15 protein-coding genes are annotated in these 16,398 nt (G+C 74.1%); 8 read left to right on the top strand and 7 right to left on the bottom strand.

The window, feature by feature from the left end:
* The first annotated feature begins 198 nt into the window (after nt 1–198).
* The 3 genes from ACFYML_RS31805 (at nt 199) to ACFYML_RS31795 (ending at nt 3,914) form a co-directional block, all read left to right on the top strand.
* A complete protein-coding gene (locus ACFYML_RS31805; RefSeq protein ID WP_387424138.1) occupies nt 199–2,049 on the top strand; it encodes a CocE/NonD family hydrolase in 1,851 nt (616 codons plus the stop codon).
* A gap of 594 nt (nt 2,050–2,643) precedes the next feature.
* A complete protein-coding gene (locus tag ACFYML_RS31800) occupies nt 2,644–3,663 on the top strand; it encodes a tyrosine-type recombinase/integrase (RefSeq protein WP_387424137.1) in 1,020 nt (339 codons plus the stop codon).
* A gap of 50 nt (nt 3,664–3,713) precedes the next feature.
* Complete coding sequence (locus ACFYML_RS31795) at nt 3,714–3,914, top strand: hypothetical protein (protein ID WP_143193875.1); 201 nt, start codon at nt 3,714–3,716, stop codon at nt 3,912–3,914.
* 6 nt (nt 3,915–3,920) lie between these two features.
* On the opposite strand, the gene ACFYML_RS31790 is transcribed toward ACFYML_RS31795, so the two are convergent.
* The 3 genes from ACFYML_RS31790 to ACFYML_RS31780 are packed head-to-tail and all read right to left on the bottom strand — an operon-like array spanning nt 3,921 to nt 7,710.
* On the bottom strand, nt 3,921–4,412 hold the full coding sequence (locus ACFYML_RS31790; protein WP_387424136.1) for a DUF6194 family protein: 492 nt from the start codon (nt 4,410–4,412) through the stop codon (nt 3,921–3,923).
* Nucleotides 4,409–6,235 carry an ABC transporter permease subunit gene (locus ACFYML_RS31785; protein ID WP_387424135.1) on the bottom strand — a complete coding sequence of 609 codons (1,827 nt, stop codon included), beginning with the start codon at nt 6,233–6,235 and terminating at the stop codon, nt 4,409–4,411. The genes ACFYML_RS31790 and ACFYML_RS31785 overlap by 4 nt, the downstream gene beginning before the upstream one ends.
* Nucleotides 6,232–7,710 carry an ABC transporter substrate-binding protein gene (locus ACFYML_RS31780; RefSeq protein WP_387424134.1) on the bottom strand — a complete coding sequence of 493 codons (1,479 nt, stop codon included), beginning with the start codon at nt 7,708–7,710 and terminating at the stop codon, nt 6,232–6,234. The genes ACFYML_RS31785 and ACFYML_RS31780 overlap by 4 nt, the downstream gene beginning before the upstream one ends.
* A 195-nt stretch (nt 7,711–7,905) precedes the next feature.
* Between ACFYML_RS31780 and ACFYML_RS31775 the strand changes: the two genes are divergently transcribed.
* The 3 genes from ACFYML_RS31775 to ACFYML_RS31765 all read left to right on the top strand — a co-directional run bounded on the left by ACFYML_RS31775 (nt 7,906) and on the right by ACFYML_RS31765 (nt 11,519).
* Entirely contained in the window at nt 7,906–9,489 is a 1,584-nt protein-coding gene (locus ACFYML_RS31775) for a metallophosphoesterase family protein (RefSeq protein WP_387424133.1), read from the top strand.
* A gap of 31 nt (nt 9,490–9,520) precedes the next feature.
* Nucleotides 9,521–10,546: a hypothetical protein gene (locus ACFYML_RS31770; protein WP_387424132.1), complete on the top strand. Its 1,026-nt coding sequence runs from the start codon at nt 9,521–9,523 to the stop codon at nt 10,544–10,546.
* Nucleotides 10,547–10,640: 94 nt separating this feature from the next.
* Nucleotides 10,641–11,519 carry a bifunctional 5,10-methylenetetrahydrofolate dehydrogenase/5,10-methenyltetrahydrofolate cyclohydrolase gene (locus ACFYML_RS31765; protein ID WP_387424131.1) on the top strand — a complete coding sequence of 293 codons (879 nt, stop codon included), beginning with the start codon at nt 10,641–10,643 and terminating at the stop codon, nt 11,517–11,519.
* An 11-nt stretch (nt 11,520–11,530) separates the two neighbouring features.
* Here the strand turns inward: ACFYML_RS31765 and ACFYML_RS31760 are convergent, their stop codons facing one another.
* The 3 genes from ACFYML_RS31760 to ACFYML_RS31750 form a co-directional block, all read right to left on the bottom strand.
* Entirely contained in the window at nt 11,531–12,568 is a 1,038-nt protein-coding gene (locus ACFYML_RS31760) for an alpha/beta hydrolase (RefSeq protein ID WP_387424130.1), read from the bottom strand.
* Complete coding sequence (locus tag ACFYML_RS31755; protein ID WP_387424129.1) at nt 12,565–13,458, bottom strand: hypothetical protein; 894 nt, start codon at nt 13,456–13,458, stop codon at nt 12,565–12,567. Before ACFYML_RS31755 ends, ACFYML_RS31760 begins: the two co-directional genes overlap by 4 nt.
* Nucleotides 13,459–13,572: 114 nt before the next feature.
* Entirely contained in the window at nt 13,573–14,352 is a 780-nt protein-coding gene (locus tag ACFYML_RS31750; RefSeq protein ID WP_387424128.1) for an endonuclease/exonuclease/phosphatase family protein, read from the bottom strand.
* 202 nt (nt 14,353–14,554) lie between these two features.
* Between ACFYML_RS31750 and ACFYML_RS31745 the strand changes: the two genes are divergently transcribed.
* The gene (locus tag ACFYML_RS31745) at nt 14,555–15,313 is read left to right on the top strand and encodes a sulfite exporter TauE/SafE family protein (protein WP_387424127.1); all 759 of its coding nucleotides are present in this window, start codon (nt 14,555–14,557) and stop codon (nt 15,311–15,313) included.
* A 22-nt stretch (nt 15,314–15,335) separates the two neighbouring features.
* Here the strand turns inward: ACFYML_RS31745 and ACFYML_RS31740 are convergent, their stop codons facing one another.
* On the bottom strand, nt 15,336–15,935 hold the full coding sequence (locus ACFYML_RS31740; protein ID WP_387424126.1) for a malonic semialdehyde reductase: 600 nt from the start codon (nt 15,933–15,935) through the stop codon (nt 15,336–15,338).
* 93 nt (nt 15,936–16,028) lie between these two features.
* Here ACFYML_RS31740 and ACFYML_RS31735 point away from each other — a divergent pair, with 93 nt between their 5' ends.
* Nucleotides 16,029–16,391, top strand: coding sequence for a helix-turn-helix domain-containing protein (locus tag ACFYML_RS31735; RefSeq protein ID WP_357438611.1), 363 nt, complete (start codon nt 16,029–16,031; stop codon nt 16,389–16,391).
* The last annotated feature ends 7 nt before the right edge of the window (nt 16,392–16,398 follow it).

Genomic DNA, 16,398 nt, shown 5'->3' with positions numbered 1-16,398 from the left:
ACGAACTCCCGGAACAGTCGGTACAGCACGACATCTGTCGTAACGGACAAGAGGCCCTCCGCTACGGATGGTCATTGACCCGCTCGCTCAATATCGATCACGCTGTATCAACCATGTGTCTCTGGAGCTGACGGAGGTAGGGACATGGGAGTTGTGCGGCGATTGCTAGCCGTCGGAACAGTTGTCGGGGTGGTGATCATGGGTGCGCCCGCTTCGGCGAGCGCCACCGCGGACACACCCGGGATCGTGATCGAAAACGGTGTGACCCAACCGGTCTTCTCCTACGCCGAGGCGGTCCAGGAGGTCGTCTACGTCGAGGCGCCGATGGACAGCGACGCCGACGGCCGCCGGGATCTGATCGAGGTCGACGTGATCCGGCCGGCGGAGACCAAGGCGGGCCTGCGGGTGCCCACCATCATGGAGGCCAGCCCCTACTACGGCCGGGACCCCGGCGACCCACTGCCGGACAAGACCCGCGGATTCCCCGGCTGGTGGGACGAGTACTTCGTCCCCCGGGGCTACGCCGTCGTCCAAGTGGAGATGCAGGGCACCTCGCGGTCCTTCGGCTGCCCGACCACCGGCGGACCCGAGGACACGATCAGCATCAAGGCGGTCGTCGACTGGCTCAACGGCCGCGCGCCGGGCTTCCACCACGACGGCAGCGCGGCGGTCGCCGACTGGAGCACCGGGAACGTGGGAATGCAGGGCGTGTCCTACGTCGGCACCCTGCCCAACGCGGTCGCCACCCAGGGCGTACCCGGCCTGCGGACCGTGGTGCCCATCTCCGCGATCTCCAGCTGGTACCGGTACGTGAACGACCAGGGGATCGCCTGGTCGACCTGGAGCGAGAACGTCAACTTCCGGTACACCGAGTACCTCGCCGACTACGTCTCCGTCGGCCGGACGCTGCCGGGTTCCGCGTCGGCGCCGGCCTGCGAGTCGGTCATCACCGGGCTCGGCGACGCCGAGCAGGCCAGCGCCTCCGACTTCACCCCGTTCTGGCAGCAGCGGAACTACCTGCCCGACGCCAACAAGATCAAGACAGCGGAGACGTCCGTGTTCATGGTGCACGGTCTCACCGATTTCAACGTCAAGACCATGCACTTCGCCGATCTGTGGCGTGAGGTCGAGAAGCGCCAGATGCCGCGCAAGATCTGGCTCCACCGCGGCGCGCACGTGAACCCGACCAGCTTCCGGCTCACCGAGTGGCAGGCGGTCATGCACAGGTGGATGGACCACTGGCTGTACGACATCCCCAACGGGATCATGGACGAGCCGATGGCGGACATCCAGCGTCCCGACGGCACCTGGGAAACCCACTCGACCTGGCCGGACGCCGCCGCCGAGAAGGTGGACCTGCGCTTCGGTCCGACGACGGCCGACGCGGCGGGCACCCTATCGCTCAACGCGCCGAAGGGCAACCCCGCACAGAGCTTCGTCGACCAGATCGAGTCGCAGGCAGTCAAGATCGGCGACGCGGAGCAGACCAAGCCCGGCCGGCTCGCCTACGTGACCCCACCGCTCGCTACGGACGTACGCCTCTCCGGCACGCCGGAACTCGCGGTCCGGATGTCGACGACGGCCGAGACGGCGCTGCTGTCGGCCCTCCTCGTCGACTACGGCGCGGGACCGACCGTCACCGTGGCGGGCAAGGACCCGCTGGAGGTGGTGCAGGAGTCCTGCGAGCCCGCGGACCTGGCCGATCGGACCGGGTGCGCCGAGCCGATGGAGGCGAGCGTCGCGATCACGCCGGAGCGCGTCCTGGCCTGGGGCCACATCGACGTGAAGAACTCGCCCGACATTCGGCGGAGCCACCCGCTGACGCCGGGCGAGGAGTACAACGTGCGGTGGAAGACGCTCCCGTCCGAGCACGTCATCCCGGCCGGACACCGGATCGGCGTCGTCATCACCGGCAACTACAACGCGAGCCCGACGTCCAACCGCCCGGCGCGCGACGCGGCCGCGGTGGGCAGCCAGGTCACCGTGTACCTGAACGGCAGTGCGCTGACGCTTCCCGTCGTGGGGGGCACGGGCCGCCTGGGCTTCTGAGCAGGCGTTGTTGACTGCCTGAACGAGCGGGCGGTCGCTCACCAGGGCTTGCAATCGAGGTGAGGGACCGCCCGCCAGGTGGCGCTCAGGCCGCCTACAGCAGGCGTTTACCGCCCGCCTGAAGACGCTTCCGCTGACGTTCGATAATGCACATTATGTCAAGTTAGAGGGGTGAGCCCTCTCCCTGCCGGAGGGTTCGGCACCCCCGACGCCCTGACCACCCCGTGGGAGGCGCTCGCGCCGGAGCCGCCGGGCCGCGGATTCTGGTCGCAGGTACGCCCGGCCGAAACTGGTCACCGCAACCGGATGGATGCTGGCGCGCGACGAGGTTGTCTTCGAGGGCGCGCACCCGGACTTCGCGGCCAAGGCACGGCGAGCGATCGTCTGTTCGTCGTCCCACTGAGCTAGTTCGGCGGGCACCAGTTCTATCTGGCGCTGACCGGCTGGCCGGCTGGCGGGCGGGCCCGGCGCGACGCAGCCGGGTCGCCATGCGAAGCGACTCCAAGGCCCGTCGGCGGCACCTGGCGTTATCTGCGCCCCTTCCCCATCGTTTCCACCTGCCCGCGGACGTGAAAATCATGCATAATATGGCTTATGCATGACAAACCGGGCGAATCGGTAGGGCAACTGATCGAGGAGTTCCTGACCGCCCGGGCCACCCGCAAGCCCTCCCCCCACACCTTGGCGGCATACCGGCGGGACCTCGCCACCGTCGCGGCCCTGGTCGGCGAGGACGAGGCCACTCCCCTCCCCCTCGATCAACTGCCGATCACCGCCCTCTCCCCCCGGGTCATGCGGGCGGCATTCGCCCGGTTCGCCGCCCCGCGCGCCGCCGCCTCCGTACACCGGGCCTGGTCCACCTGGAACAGCTTCTTCACCTTCCTGGTGGCGGAGGGGGTCGTACCGGGAAATCCGATGCCGGCGGTGGGGCGGCCCCGCACCCCGCTCCCCCAGCCCAAGCCGCTGCGCGGCGAGGACACCCCGGAGGAACTCCTGGCCGCGGTGGCCCGGGACGACGGCCGGCAGCGCGACCCGTGGCCCGAGCGCGACCTCGCGGTGCTGTCCCTGGCGCTGTGCGCGGGCCTGCGTCTGTCGGAGCTGTTGGCGTTGCGGGTGGCGTCGTTGGCCGGACGGCCCGGCGAGCGGCGGGTGGACGTGGCGGGCAAGGGCGGCCGCCCCCGGACGGTGCCGATCGAGTCGGTTGTGGATCGGGTGCTGGCGGACTACCTGGACAGTCGCCGGCGCCGGTTCGGTGCGCGCAGCGTACGGCCGGACTCCCCGTTGCTGGTGGACCGGCGGGGTGAGCCGCTGCGCCGGGGTGGCCTGCAGTATCTCGTGGAGTCCTGCTACCGGCGGGCGGGGATCGGTGACCGGGTGCCGCGGGGGGCGCGGCTGCACGCGTTGCGGCACACGTTCGCGACGCGGTTGGCGGAGGACGGGGCGAGCGCGGCGGAGATCATGCGGTTGCTGGGGCACGCGTCGTTGGCGTCGTCGCAGACGTACATCGAGGTGACGGCGGGTCAGCAGCGGGCGGCGGTGCGGTCGAACCGCACGAATCGCGCGTTGGCGGTGCTGGTGGGTGGGCGCGGCGACGATTCCCGATCGGGCGGGTGAGCTTCGCCGGTTCGGGGTGCCGTCGGGGGCTGGGGCGTGATGCTGCACGTATGCGAGAGGTAGCTGATGTCCCGATCGTGGGTGGGCCGGCCGACGGGCGTACCGCGACGGTTGAGCTGGACGATCGCGGGGACCCGCCGGCCGAGTTGCATCCGGGAGAGGTCGACGTGGTGGGCGACGGCCTGTACGTGCGGGAGCCGGTGGTCGGCGCGGGACCGCCGTGGACGTACCACTGGCAGGCGGCCTCGTGACCCCGGTCAGTGGCGGCGGTCGAGGGTGCGGCGGTGTCGTTGCCGCGCCCGCTCGTGGGCGTGGGCGAGCAGCCGATCGGTCTCGGTCAGGCTGGCGGCGCCGGGGTTGAGCACGCACGCCCATCCGTGGGTGCCGTAGACCGGGTGGGGCAGGATCTCGTCGAGGACGGTGGCGTCGAGTGACGGCCGGTGGTCGGGGAACCGGGCGGGTGGGTAGCCGAAGCGGCGTTCGAACTCGGTGCGGCCGAGGTCGATGTTGAGCCGGTAGACGCCGGGCCGGTCGAGCTGGGAGTCGTCGTCGAAGCCGGGCATGTCGTGTTCGCCGAGGGTGGCGAACGGTCGGCGGCGGTCGTCGCCGACGTGGAAGAAGCGCCATCCCCAGCTCGCCGGCGGGGCGCCGGAGGCTTCGTCGGCGACGACGACGGTGACCTCGGGTAGGGCGAGGATGCGGTCGGCGATCTGGTCGGCGGTCGGGGTGGGTGCGGCGGTGGATGTCATGGCTTTAACCGTATCGTTGAACCTCCCTGTGAGGCTTTTCCGCTGTTCGGCCGGTGAATTCCGGCTAAACCTTCAACTGCGGGACATGGCCAGGCGGGGCGGGGCCGGCTCCCGTGCGTGCCGATGGTGGTGGCGGTGGTGACGGCGAACGCGCCGAGCAGCGCCAGCGCGGTGGCGGGGGCGAGTGCGGCCCAGGGGGCACGTTCGACGTATGGCATGGCTTCGGCGAGCAGGAGTCCCCATTCCGGGGTGGGTGGCTGGGCGCCGAGTCCGACGAAGCTGAGGGAGGCGATCGCCAGCGCGGTCCCGGGTAGTCGCAGGACGGCGTGTCGGGTGACGGCGGGCAGCACTCCGGGCAGCACGTGGGTGCGGAGGATGCGGGTGGGGCTGGCGCCGAGCATCCGGCTGGCCTGTACGTGGCCGCTGGCGCGTTCCTCCTGGACGAGGGCTGCGGTGTGGGCGGCCAGTGGTGCCCAGGCGGTGGTGGCGACCGCGATGGCGGCGCCGGCGGTGCTCGGCCCGAGGGCGGCCGCGACCAGCAGCCCGGCGATCACGGGCGGCAGGGTGTTGGCGACCTCGACGGCGCCGGTGGACAGTCGTGGCAGCAGTCCGGCGGCCAGGCCGGTGAGGAGGGCGACGGCGCTGACGGCGGTGGCGGTGCCGAGGGTGTGCAGTGCGCCGTGGCCGAGGCGGGCGAGGATGTCGCGGCCGAGCGCGTCGTGGCCGAACGGGGCGTCGAGGGTGGGCCGGGCGAGGCGGAGGTTCAGGTCGACGGTGGTCGGGTCGCCGGTGAGCCCGGCGAGGGTGGTTGCCACGAGCAGGCCACCGAGTATGGCCGGCAGTAGCCAGGCGCGGTGGTGGGTGGGCGGGTCCGGTGGCGGTGGTGCGGCGATCGCCGCGGCGGTGCGGGCCGGTCCGAGGGCCAGCCGGTGGGCCGTGGCGGCGAGCGCACCGGCCGTGGTGGCGACGGCGAGCAGCATCAGTACGGCGCCTTGGAGCAGGGGCAGGTCCTGGGCGGTGGCGGCGCCGAGCGCGACGCGGCCCAGTCCGGGGATCGCGAAGAGGAGTTCCACGGCGACGGCGCCGCCGATCAGCCCGACGACGACGAGGGCGAGTTGCGGGAACAGTGGGGGCAGGCAGCGGCGTAGGGCGCCGTGGGCGAGGGCCCGCCAGGGCAGGCCGGCGGCACGCCAGGTGCGTGCCCACGGTTCCCGGTAGGCCCCGGGCAGGGCGTCGTCGGCGAGCCGGCCGAGCAGCCCGCCGGCGGGGATGCCGAGGGCGAGGGCGGGCAGTACGAGGTGTGCGGGGGTCGACCAGCCGAACGGCGGCAGCCACCGCAGCCAGACCGCCCCGGTGAGCAGCAGGAGCGTGCCGAGTAGGAATTCGGGTACGGCGGCGAGGGCGGCGCCGGTGCCGCCGGGGCGGGGTCGGGTGTGTGCGTGCCTGAGGCGGCGGCCGGTGAGCAGGGCGGCGACGGTGAGCGCGACGGCGAGGGCGGCGCCCATGAGGGTCAGCGACACCGCGAGGGCCTGCCACACGGTGGGGGCGACGGGGTGGCCGGACACCCACGAGGTGCCCAGGTCGCCGTGGGTGAGTCCGGTGAGCCAGCGGCGGGACAGCGTCAGCGGGCCGTCGTCGAGGTGCAGCCGGTCGCGGATCGCGGTGAGCGCGGCGGGGTCGGGTTCGCGTTCGCCGTACTGGGCGCGGAGGATGCTGCGGGCGGGGTCCCGGCCGGACAGCCAGGGCAGCACGCTGAGCAGCGCCAGGAGTGTGGCGGCCGCGGCGAGTCGGGAGGCGGCGGTCAGCGCCGGGCGGGTGGTCATCGGGTGACGCGGGTGGTGCGGCCGACGAGCAGTCGCTCCCGGGGGTCGAACACCGCGTCGACGACGCCGGGCCGGTTGCCCTGGATGACGCGTTCGTGCAGCAGCGGCACGGCGGCGTCGGTCTCCAGGATGGTCTTCTCGGCGGCGAGGATCCGGGCGCGGCGGGTGGTGAGGTCGGCCTCCGCGCCGGCCCGGGCGACGGCCCGGTCGACGGCGGGGTCGCACAGTTGGGCGATGTTGAAGCCGCCGTGGCAGGTGAAGTCGCTGGTCAGGTAGGCGACGGGGTCGCCGGAGTCGAGCATGGTGGCGCGGGAGAGGACGAACGCGTCGAAGCGGCCGGCGAGCGCGTCGGCCTCGATGTGGGCGTATTCGCGGACCACCTGCTGGACGGTGAAGCCGGCGGCCTGCAGGTGCTGGGCGAGGGTGGTGGCGACTTCGGGCAGTTCGGGGCGGTCGCTGAAGGTGGCGAGCACGATCTTCCGGCCGGCTGCGGGGGTGGCGGGGTGCTGGGCGCGGGCGGGCCGGTCGGCCGTCCAGGGCAGTGCCGGTCCGAGCAGCCCGACGGCGGGGTCGGCGCGGTTTTCGTACACCCCGTGGACGAGGTCGTCGCGGTGGATCGCGGCGCGGGCGGCGGCGCGGACGGCGGGGTCGGTGAAGGGTCCGTGTCGGGTGTTGAGGTAGAGGGTGTTGGTGCGGGGCATCGCCACCTCGCGGTAGGTGTCGCCGGGGAGCAGCGTGGCCTGGGCGGCGGGTACCGCCTCGACGATGTCGGCGGTGCCGGTGCGCAGCGCGGCGGTGCGGGCGGTGCCGTCCGGGACGAAGGACACGTCGATGCCGGGCGCGGTGGCCGGCCCGGCCCAGTGTCCGGTGAAGCGGTCCAGGGTCGCGCCCTGCGTGCCGTTGAGGTGGGTGAGTACGAACGGGCCGGTGCCGGCTTGCCGCGGGTCGCCGGTGTACGCCTTGGCGGCCAGGATGGACAGTTGTGGGCTGGACAGGCGCTGCGGCAGCAGCGGATCCGGTGTGTCGGTGCGCACCACGAGCGTGGCTGGTCCGTCGGGGGTGACGGTGAGGTCGATGCCGTCGAGGATGCGTGGTTTCGGTCGGGCGGTCGCTGCCCGGGTGATGGAGTGGGCGGCGCGTTCGGCGTTCAGGGTAGTGCCGTCGTGGAACCGCACGCCGTCGCGCAGGGTGAACCGCCAGGTCCGGTCGTCGGTGCGGGACCAGGTCAGGGCCAGGGCGGGCTGGGGTGTGCCGTCGGTGTCGAGGGTGGTGAGTGCTTCGGCGATGCCGAGGCGGGAGAGTTTGAAGGCGTCGTCGCTGAGCGGGGACAGCGCGGCGCGCGGTGGCAGCAGCATCACGACGCGCAGCCGCTGCCCGGTGGTGTCGTTCGGGGTGGGGCCGGCGAGGCAGCCGGCGGCGGCGAGGGTGACGAGCGCGGATGAGATGGCGGCGGTGCGTCGGAACGGTACGGGCATGGGCCTTCCTCAACTTCGGGGACGGCCCGGAGCATAGTTGGTACCGGTTGTCGTTTTCATATCGTCGGGGCGGCATGGGTCCCGCGGGTGCTGTGGCGGCGCCACCCTCCCATCCAGGACGGTGGCCGCCGAGTCGGCGCCGGCGATGGATCCACCGGGCGGCGGCGCGTCGCGGGCGGCCCGCATACTCGTGCGGTGACGTTGCTGTGCGAGCCGTACCTGCTCGACCCGCAGCCGGACGGGATCCATGTGCTCTGGCACACCGAGCGCGCTGGCCGGTGCCAGGTCGTCCTGGTCGGTGGGGACGTGCCGGAGATGACCGAGCAGGAGGCGTACGCCGCCGCGACCGGCCCCGCCGAGTCCGGTGGCGGGTGGCGGCGGTTCCGCGCCGAGACCTGGCCCCTGTCGCGGATGCGGGAGGACGCCGAATCGTCGGTGCCGGGCCGGACGTACGCCGGGGTGACCCGGCGCTCGGTGTACCGGCAGTTGGCCAGAGTCGGCGGACTGCCGGCCGGACGCACGCCGTACCGGGTCGTGTCGATCGACGACGACGGCCGGGTGGGCGTCACGGCCACCTACCGTCTGGCGCCGGCGGTGCCGCCGGGGCGACCGGTCCGGCTGCTGCTGACCAGCGATCACCAGCTCATGCCGATGGTCCCGGCGAACCTGGCCAAGGTCGGGGAGACGGCCGGCACCGCGCTGGACGGCGTGCTGATGGCCGGTGACATGGTCAACGTCGCGGACCGGGCCAGCGACTGGTTCGACAGCGCCCGCCGGCCGGCCTTCTTCGCCAGCTTCGCCGGCCGGGCGACCGGCCGCTGGCCGGGTGCGCCGATCCTGCCGAACACCCCGCTGTACCCGGCCATCGGCAACCACGAGGTCATGGGGCGCTGGTCGGATACCGGCTCGCTGGAGGAGCAGTTCAACGACGCCCGGCCCGACGACTGGGACGTCACCACCTACGGGGAGCTGTTTCCGGTGCCGCGCAGCGACGCGGGCGGGCCGCGCTGGTGGTCACGGACGATCGGCGACGTCCATCTGATCAGCCTGTTCGCCACGGCGGTGTGGCGTTCGCCGAAGCCGATCGGGCGGGGCAAGTTCCAGGAGGCCGCCCAGGACGTCGACCGCCCACAACGGTGGGGGCACGGCCAGTTCATCTTCGCACCGATCGCCCGCGGCTCGGCGCAGTACCGCTGGCTGGCGAACGACCTGGCGTCGCCCGCGGCCCGGGCGGCCCGGTACCGGGTGGTGATGTTCCACCACCCGAGCCACGGGCTCGGTCACCACTCCGCACCGCCGTTCACCGACCCGGTGCCGACGGTGCGCCCGGGTGAGGTCACCTACCACTACCCGCTCGGCGACGACCACATCCTGCGCGACGTCGAGCCGCTGCTCAGCGCGGCGCAGGTCCACCTGGTCCTCAACGGACACTCACACGTGTGGAACCGGTTCCGCAACCCGGCCGGGGTGCACTGGCTGGAGACCTCCAACGTCGGCAACAGCTACGGCGCCTACGACGTCACGTCCGGCCGGTCGCGTGAGCTGCCGCACGGGTACGTCCAGCAGGGCGACCCGGGTGGGTTGGCCCCGGTCGTGCCCACCGTCGCGCCGCTGGCCGGGCCGGACGGCACCGCCCTGCCCTACGTGGCGAGCAACGAGATCACCGTGTTCACGCTGCTGGACACCGCCGACGGACTGGTCCGCTCGTATCGCTTCGACACCGTCGATCCGGCCGCCCGGGTGGTGCTGTTCGACGAGTTCCCTCTCGACGGGGCGTAGCCACCGGCCGCCGCCGTGGCAGCATGGCCCGATGCGGGTGGGTGCGGCGAAGGCGGTGGCGGTCGACTGGGTACGCGAGCGGATGCGCCACGACCTGGCCGTGCGGGGCGCGTTCTTCAGCGGCTCCACGGTGGCGCTGCCGGACGAGGCGGTGCTGCCCGCGTCGTCCGACGTGGACGTCCTGCTGGTGCGCGACGAGCCGGGCGGGAAGCTGGGCAAGTTCCGCCATCGCGGGGTGCTGCTGGAGGTAACCGAGCTGACCTGGGCGGACCTCGGGTCGGCCGACGACGTGCTCGGTTCGTGGGTGTACGCGCCGATGTTCCGCACCGACACCGTGATCGCGGACCCCACGGGCCGGCTGGCGGCGATCCGGGATCGGGTGGCGGCCAGGTTCCCCGACCCGGGGTGGGTGCGGCGGCGGTGCGCCGGGGTACGCCGGCGCGTCGAGGACGGCCTCCGGCGGCTGGACGACACCGCGCCGCTGCACACCCAGGTGACCGCGTGGTTGTTTCCCACGTCGCTGACGGCGCTGCTGCCGGTGGTGGCGGCACGGCGGGACCCGACGGTCCGCCGCCGGTACGTGCTGGCCCGGCAGGTGCTGGCCGGGCACGGGCTGTCCGACCGATACCGGGAACTGCTCGGCTGGCTGGAGGGCGGTGGCGTGTCCCCCGCCCGGGTGCGGGAGCATCTGGCGGGGCTGGCGCGGACGTTCGACGAGGCGGCGCGCGTGGCACGTACGCCGTTCGTCTTCCGTGCGGACATCACGCCGGCGGCCCGGCCGGTGGTGGTGGACGGCGGCGCGGAGCTGGTCGCGGCGGGCGCGCACCGGGAGGCGATGTTCTGGATCGTGGCGACGTACGCCCGCTGCCACACGATCCTGGCCGCGGACGCGCCGGCGCGGGAGGCGGCGTTGCGGCCGGCGTTCGAGGCGGCGGTGGCGGACCTGGGAGTGGCCTCGGCGGCCGACCGGCGGCGGCGGGCCGACGAGGTGCTGGCGGCCCTGCCCGGCTGGTGGGAGGTGTCGCGTGCGCTCGGCGGGTGGGATGTGGCAGGCTGAGCGTGGACGCGACTGGCGGCACGGGGATGGCAGCAACCATCGGGGAGCTCGTCGCGGGGGTCGACCGCCTGGGCCTCCGCGGGCGAGGTGAGCCATGTCTTCTGTGGAAACGACCGCCCGGATCCTGTCCGGCAAACCGGTGGCGGACCAGGTGCTGGCGGAGGTCACCGAGGCCGTGCAGGCGCTGCGCGCCGCCGGCGTGACCCCGGCTCTGGCGACCGTCCTGGTGGGCGACGACGACGCCAGCGCCGGCTACATCCGGATCAAGCAGCGGCAGGCGGCGGAGCTGGGGTTCGTCTCTCCGCACGTGCACCTGTCCGCCTCGGCGTCGCAGGCGGACCTGCACGCGGTGCTGGCGGACTTCAACGCCGACAAGGACGTGCACGGGGTGCTGGTGCAGCATCCGATCCCGGGGCACCTGGACTACGACCGGGCGTTGCAGGTCCTCGACCCGGACAAGGACGTCGACGGGATGCATCCGGTGAACATGGGCCGGCTGGCGTTGGGCCTGCCGGGTCCGCTGCCGTGCACGCCGGCGGGCATCGAGGCGCTGCTGGCGTACCACGGGGTGCCGGTGTCGGGCCGTGAGGTGGTGATCCTGGGCCGGGGCGCCACGTTGGGCCGGCCGCTGGCGATGCTGCTGGCGCAGAAGCGCCCCACGGCCAACGCGGCGGTGACGGTGGTGCACACCGGGGTGCCGGACTGGCCCCGCTACACGCGGCGGGCGGAGATCCTGGTGGCGGCGGCGGGCGTGCCGGGCATCATCCAGCCGGAGCACGTGCGCCCGGGCGCGGTGGTGGTCGGCGGCGGCGTGCGGTACGAGGGGCGGCGCCTGCTGCCGGACGTCGACGAGTCGTGCGCCGCGGTGGCGGGGGCGATCACGCCGCGGGTCGGCGGGGTGGGCCCGACGACGGTGGCGATGCTGTTCCGCAACGCGGTCCGGGCGGCGCAGCGGGCGGCCGGGATGGCCTGACGCCGCCGGCGTCAGGTGGCGGGGACGGGGCGGCCCAGCCAGCCGGAGAGCCAGTCGAACGCGGGATCCTCGGCGGCTTCCCAGACGGACATGCTGTGGCCGCCCCCGTCGACGTAGGCGGTGGTGACGGCCAGCGGCGCCCGAGCCAGGCAGCGCAGTGTCTCGGCGTCGTGGTGGGCCTTGCGGTCGGCGCGGCCGCTGGACAGGTAGAGGGCGACGGCCGGTGGGGGCAGGTGCCGCAGCCGCCACCGGTCGTCGTTGAGGGTGTGTTCACTGCCGTCGCCGACGGTGATGCCGGGGTCGGCGTAGCCGGAGAGGCTGGCGGCGGCGGCGTACCGGTCGGGGTGGCGCAGGGCCAGGTTGGTGGCGCAGTAGCCGCCGGCGGAGTAGCCGATCAGCCCCCAGCCGGCCCGGTCGGTGCGCACCCGCAGCTGGGCCGCGGCGGCCGCCGGCACGTCGACGGTGAGGAACGTCTCCGCCTGCGGCCCGTGAACCAGGTTGGTGCATTCGGTGTCCAGCAGCGGGCTGGGGGTCTGCGGGGGGAACAGCACGACGGTGGGCGCCATCCGGCCCGCGTTGATCTCCTGGTCGAGGTGCCGGGCGGCGGCGAGGCGGTTGAGCCAGGCGGCGGGTGAGCCGGGGTAGCCGTGCAGCGCCTCGACGACGGGGAACCGTTCGGTGGGCTGCCGGTCGTAGGCGGCGGGCAGGTAGGCGGCGACGTGGAGGGTGAGGCCGCTGGCGGCGCCGGCGACGGTGAGGGTGACGACCCGTCCCCCGCCGGGGCCGGCGGCGGGTGCGGCGGCGTCGGCGGCGGCGGGGTCGCGGCCGAGCAGCGCCGACCAGCTGGTCCAGGTGTCGACCTGCCGGTTGACCCAGATCCCGGCGGCGGCGACGGCGGTGAGCAGGCACAGCAGCGCCGTGGCGGCGCGCCCGGCGACGCGGCGGGCCCCGGCGCCGCGGTCCCAGAGCGCGGACAGCAGCACGGCGGCGGCCACCGCGACGCTGGTGGCGGTGAGCGCGGCGGCGAGGCTGTCGGGGGCCACGGTCACCGTCCGCCGGTCGGGGAGCCGGCCTGCGGGGGCGGCGGGATCAGCGGCGCGGGCCCGCCCAGGGGCGCGGGCGTCTGCCGGCAGGCCCAGCGCAGCGCGGTGGGCAGCTGGTGGGTGGCCGCGCCGATGACGGCGACGGTCTCCGTGGCGGGCAGGTCGGCCGGCACGGCGACGCCGCCGGGTTCCGGCGCGTCGTCGACGAGGGCGAGGGCGGGATAGCGGGTGGGTGCGGCGCGGACCACGGCCCCGGCGAGCCCGGCCAGGTCGGCCGGGGCGATCAGCGCCCAGCTGTGGCTGGTGACCCGCAGGTCGCGGGCGAGGCCGGCGGGCAGGGCCTCGGTGAGGACGGTCGGGGCGGCGGTGGGCCGTAGGTGGGTGAAGACGACGATCACCGGTCCGGTGTCGGCCTGGACCGTGCGGGCGGCGGTGGCCTCCCCGGCGCCGGTGGTGTGGTCGGCCAGGACGGCGATCACCGGGTACCGGCGGGTGGGGTGCTGCGGGTAGTCGGCGGGTACGACCACGGTGGGGGTGGCGGTGACCGGCCAGCGACCGCCGCGCGGCGGGTGCCACGGGAAGGCGACCGGGGTGGTGGGGGCCGCGCCGGCCCGGCTGTTGATCCAGCGGTCGAGGCGCCCGGGCCGGGTGGGGTCGGTGTCGTGGCGGGCGACGCCGGCGGGCAGCAGGTCGCCCCAGGTGGGATAGAACCCTTCGGCGCGGTTGACGGCGAGGCCGACGGCCAGCAGGGCGAGGACCTCGGTGAGCAGGACGGCGACGGGTCGGGTGAGGGCCTGCCAGCGGCCGTGGCGGCGCCAGGTGCGGGCGGTGCCGACGGCGGCGCCGGCGGCGATGACCCCGATCGTGATGAGCAGCGGCAGGCCGGTCAGCGACATGGCTGGCCCCTCCCCTCGACGTCCCATCGCTATCACGGGCGCCGGGCGGCCGGACGGGTTTGGTTGTTCCGTCGCGCCGCGCGCCTCCCCGACGGTAGGGGTGCCCGGCACGCCTCAGCCGAGGTCGACCAGCAGCGGCCGGTGGTCGGAGATGGTGGACAGCGGGGTGTCGACGGCGGTGACGGGCGGCAACCGGTCCCGGCCCTGCCGGTCGGCGAGGATGTGGTCGAGTTGGACGCGGGGCTGCCCGGCCGGGTAGGTGGGTCGCCGCCCGAGGGGACGCCACCGGGACAGCAGGGCGGCGGGGCCGGCGGGCAGGTTCAGGTCGCCGAGCAGGATCCGCGGGGCGGGCAGGGTGCGCAGCGCCCGCACGACGCGGCGCAGTTGCAGCACGTTCCAGCCGGGGACGAACGACAGGTGGGTGGCCGCGACGGTGAGCGGCCCGTACGGGGTGTCCAGCACGGCGGCGAGGACCACCCGGGGTTCGTCGCGCAGCAGCACCAGCCCGCCGCCGGGCCCGGGAACGTAGACCGGGGAGCGTACGGGGGCCGGGCGCAGCCGGGTGACCTGCCAGGAGCGGACCGGGTGGCGGCTGACCAGCCCCACCCCGTAGCAGGGTTCGCCGTGGCCGTCGTCGTCGTGGGTCAGCGGGCGGAACGCTTCGCCGGGGGTGCCGACGACGGCGGCGGCGAACCGGTGCTCGGGGGCGTCGAGGGCGCGGGCGGCGATGGCGGTGAGGTCGAGCTTGCCGCTGCGGGACTGGTCGCGGTCGACCTCCTGCAGGGCGAGGACGTCGGCGTCGAGTGCGGTGACGGCGGCGGCGAGCCGGTCGGGGTCGACGAGTCCGTCGGTGAGGGACCGGCCGTGCAGCAGATTGAACGTGGCCAGGCGCACCTGCACACCCTACGTCGCCGTGGCAGGCTTGCCCGGTGCTGAAGGCGTTGGTCTGTTCGATCCTGGTGTTCGTGGCGGTGGCGTCGGTGGGCCTGTGGTTGCGGCGGCGCCGGGGTCGCTGAGCCGGCGGTGAGCCTGGCCACAGCGGCTCTCGTCGGGGCGGCGGCGGTGGGAAGAATGGCCGCCCGTGGACCCTCTGTCGTTGACCACCCTGCTGACCGCGGCGGCCCTGGCGGGCTGGGTGGACGCGGTGGTCGGCGGTGGCGGGTTGTTGCTGCTGCCGGCGCTGCTGGTGGCCGCGCCGGGCGTGCCGGTGGCCACGGCGTTGGGCACCAACAAGCTGGCCGCGATCTTCGGCACCTCCACCGCGGCGATGACGTACGCGCGGCGCACCAAGCTGGACTGGGCGGTGGCCGGGCCGGCGGCCGGGCTGGCCGTGCTGACCGCCGGGCTGGGCGCGGCGCTGGCCGGGGCGGTCCCGGCGGGCGCGTACCGGCCGGTGGTGCTGGTGGTGCTGCTCGCGGTGGCGGTGTTCGTGCTGACCCGGCCGCGGCTGGGCGTGGTGTCGTACCCGCATCGGCGTACGCCGGCGCGGGTGACGGCCGCGGTGGCGGTGGCCGGGGTAGGCATCGCCCTCTACGACGGCCTGATCGGCCCGGGCACGGGCACGTTCCTGGTGTTGGCGTTCACCGCGCTGATCGGCGCGGACTTCGTGCAGGGTTCGGCGATGGCGAAGGTGGTCAACGCGGGCACCAACCTGGGCGCGCTGGTGGTGTTCGCGGCCACCGGGCACGTGTGGTGGCTGCTCGGGGCGGCGATGGCGGTGTGCAACGTCGCCGGTGCCGCGCTGGGCGCGCGGATGGCGCTGCGGCGCGGCGCCGGTTTCGTCCGGGTGGTGCTGCTGGTGGTGGTGCTGGCCCTGGTGGCGAAGCTGGGCTACGACCAGTGGCGGGCCGGCTGAGCCGGCCCGCCACCACGTCGGCTCAGGCGTGCCGGACGACCTCGTCGTAGTCGAGGCGGGGCAGCCGGGGGAACCAGGCGTCCGGGCCGGGCTTGCCGATGTTGACCACGAGCAGGGACCGCCAACTGCTGTCGGCGAAGAACTCCTTGTCGACGCCGGCGGCGTCGAAGCCGCCCATCGGGCCGGCGGCCAGGCCGGCGGCGCGGACGGCGAGCAGCCAGTAGCCGATCTGCAGGGTGGCGTTGAACCGGGCCATCTGCTCGCGGCCGGCGGGGTCCTCGGCGAGGGCGTCGCGCATCTGCGGGCGGATCGGGAAGACCCGCGGGACGAACTCGTGGAAGTCGGTGTCGGCGGCGAGGACGGCGACGACCGGCGCGGTGGCGGTCTTGGCGCGGTTGCCCTCGTTCATGTGGGTGAGCAGCCGTTCGCGGGGCTCGCCGTCGCGGAGGAACAGCACCCGCAGCGGCTGGGTGTTGGCGGCGGTGGGCGGGTACTTGGCGAGCTCGTGGATGGTGCGCAGCTGCGTGTCGCTGACCGGTTCGTCGGTGAACGTGTTGGCGGTGCGGGCGTCGGTGAACAGCAGGGCCTGCGCCTCGGGGTGCAGGGTGATCAGGTCACTCATGGGTCCTCGCTTCAGCGGTGCTACTCCATGCCCGGAAGCAGCTAGCTTTTTAGTAGTGCCTTGCCGGGCGAGCGTAGCGCGTATCCTGAGGGCATGACGACGAGGCCCCAGGTGGAGCACACGCCCCGTTCCTGCGACGGGGGGTTGGCCCGGGCCTTCGCGTTCCTCGGCAAGCGGTGGAACGGGGTGCTGCTGGGCACCCTCGCCAACGGGCCCGCCGGCTTCGCGGAGCTGGCCCGGGCGCTGCCCGGGATCAGCGAGTCGGTGCTGTCCGACCGGCTCGGTGAGCTGTGCCGGGTGGGCCTGGTCTCCCGCACGGTGCGGGAGGGGCCGCCGGTGGGGGTCAGCTACCAGCTCACCGACCGGGGAGCCGCCCTGCTGCCGGCCCTGGACGCCCTGGCCCGCTGGGCCCACGACCACCTGCCCGCCGAGACGGGACGCCCCGGCGGCTGCTGACCGCCGC

Origin of the sequence: Micromonospora sp. NPDC007230 (genome assembly GCF_042869115.1) — a bacterium.
GTDB lineage: Bacteria > Actinomycetota > Actinomycetes > Mycobacteriales > Micromonosporaceae > Micromonospora.
Note: the sequence above shows the minus strand (reverse complement) of the source record. Positions and strands in the feature narration are given on the sequence as shown.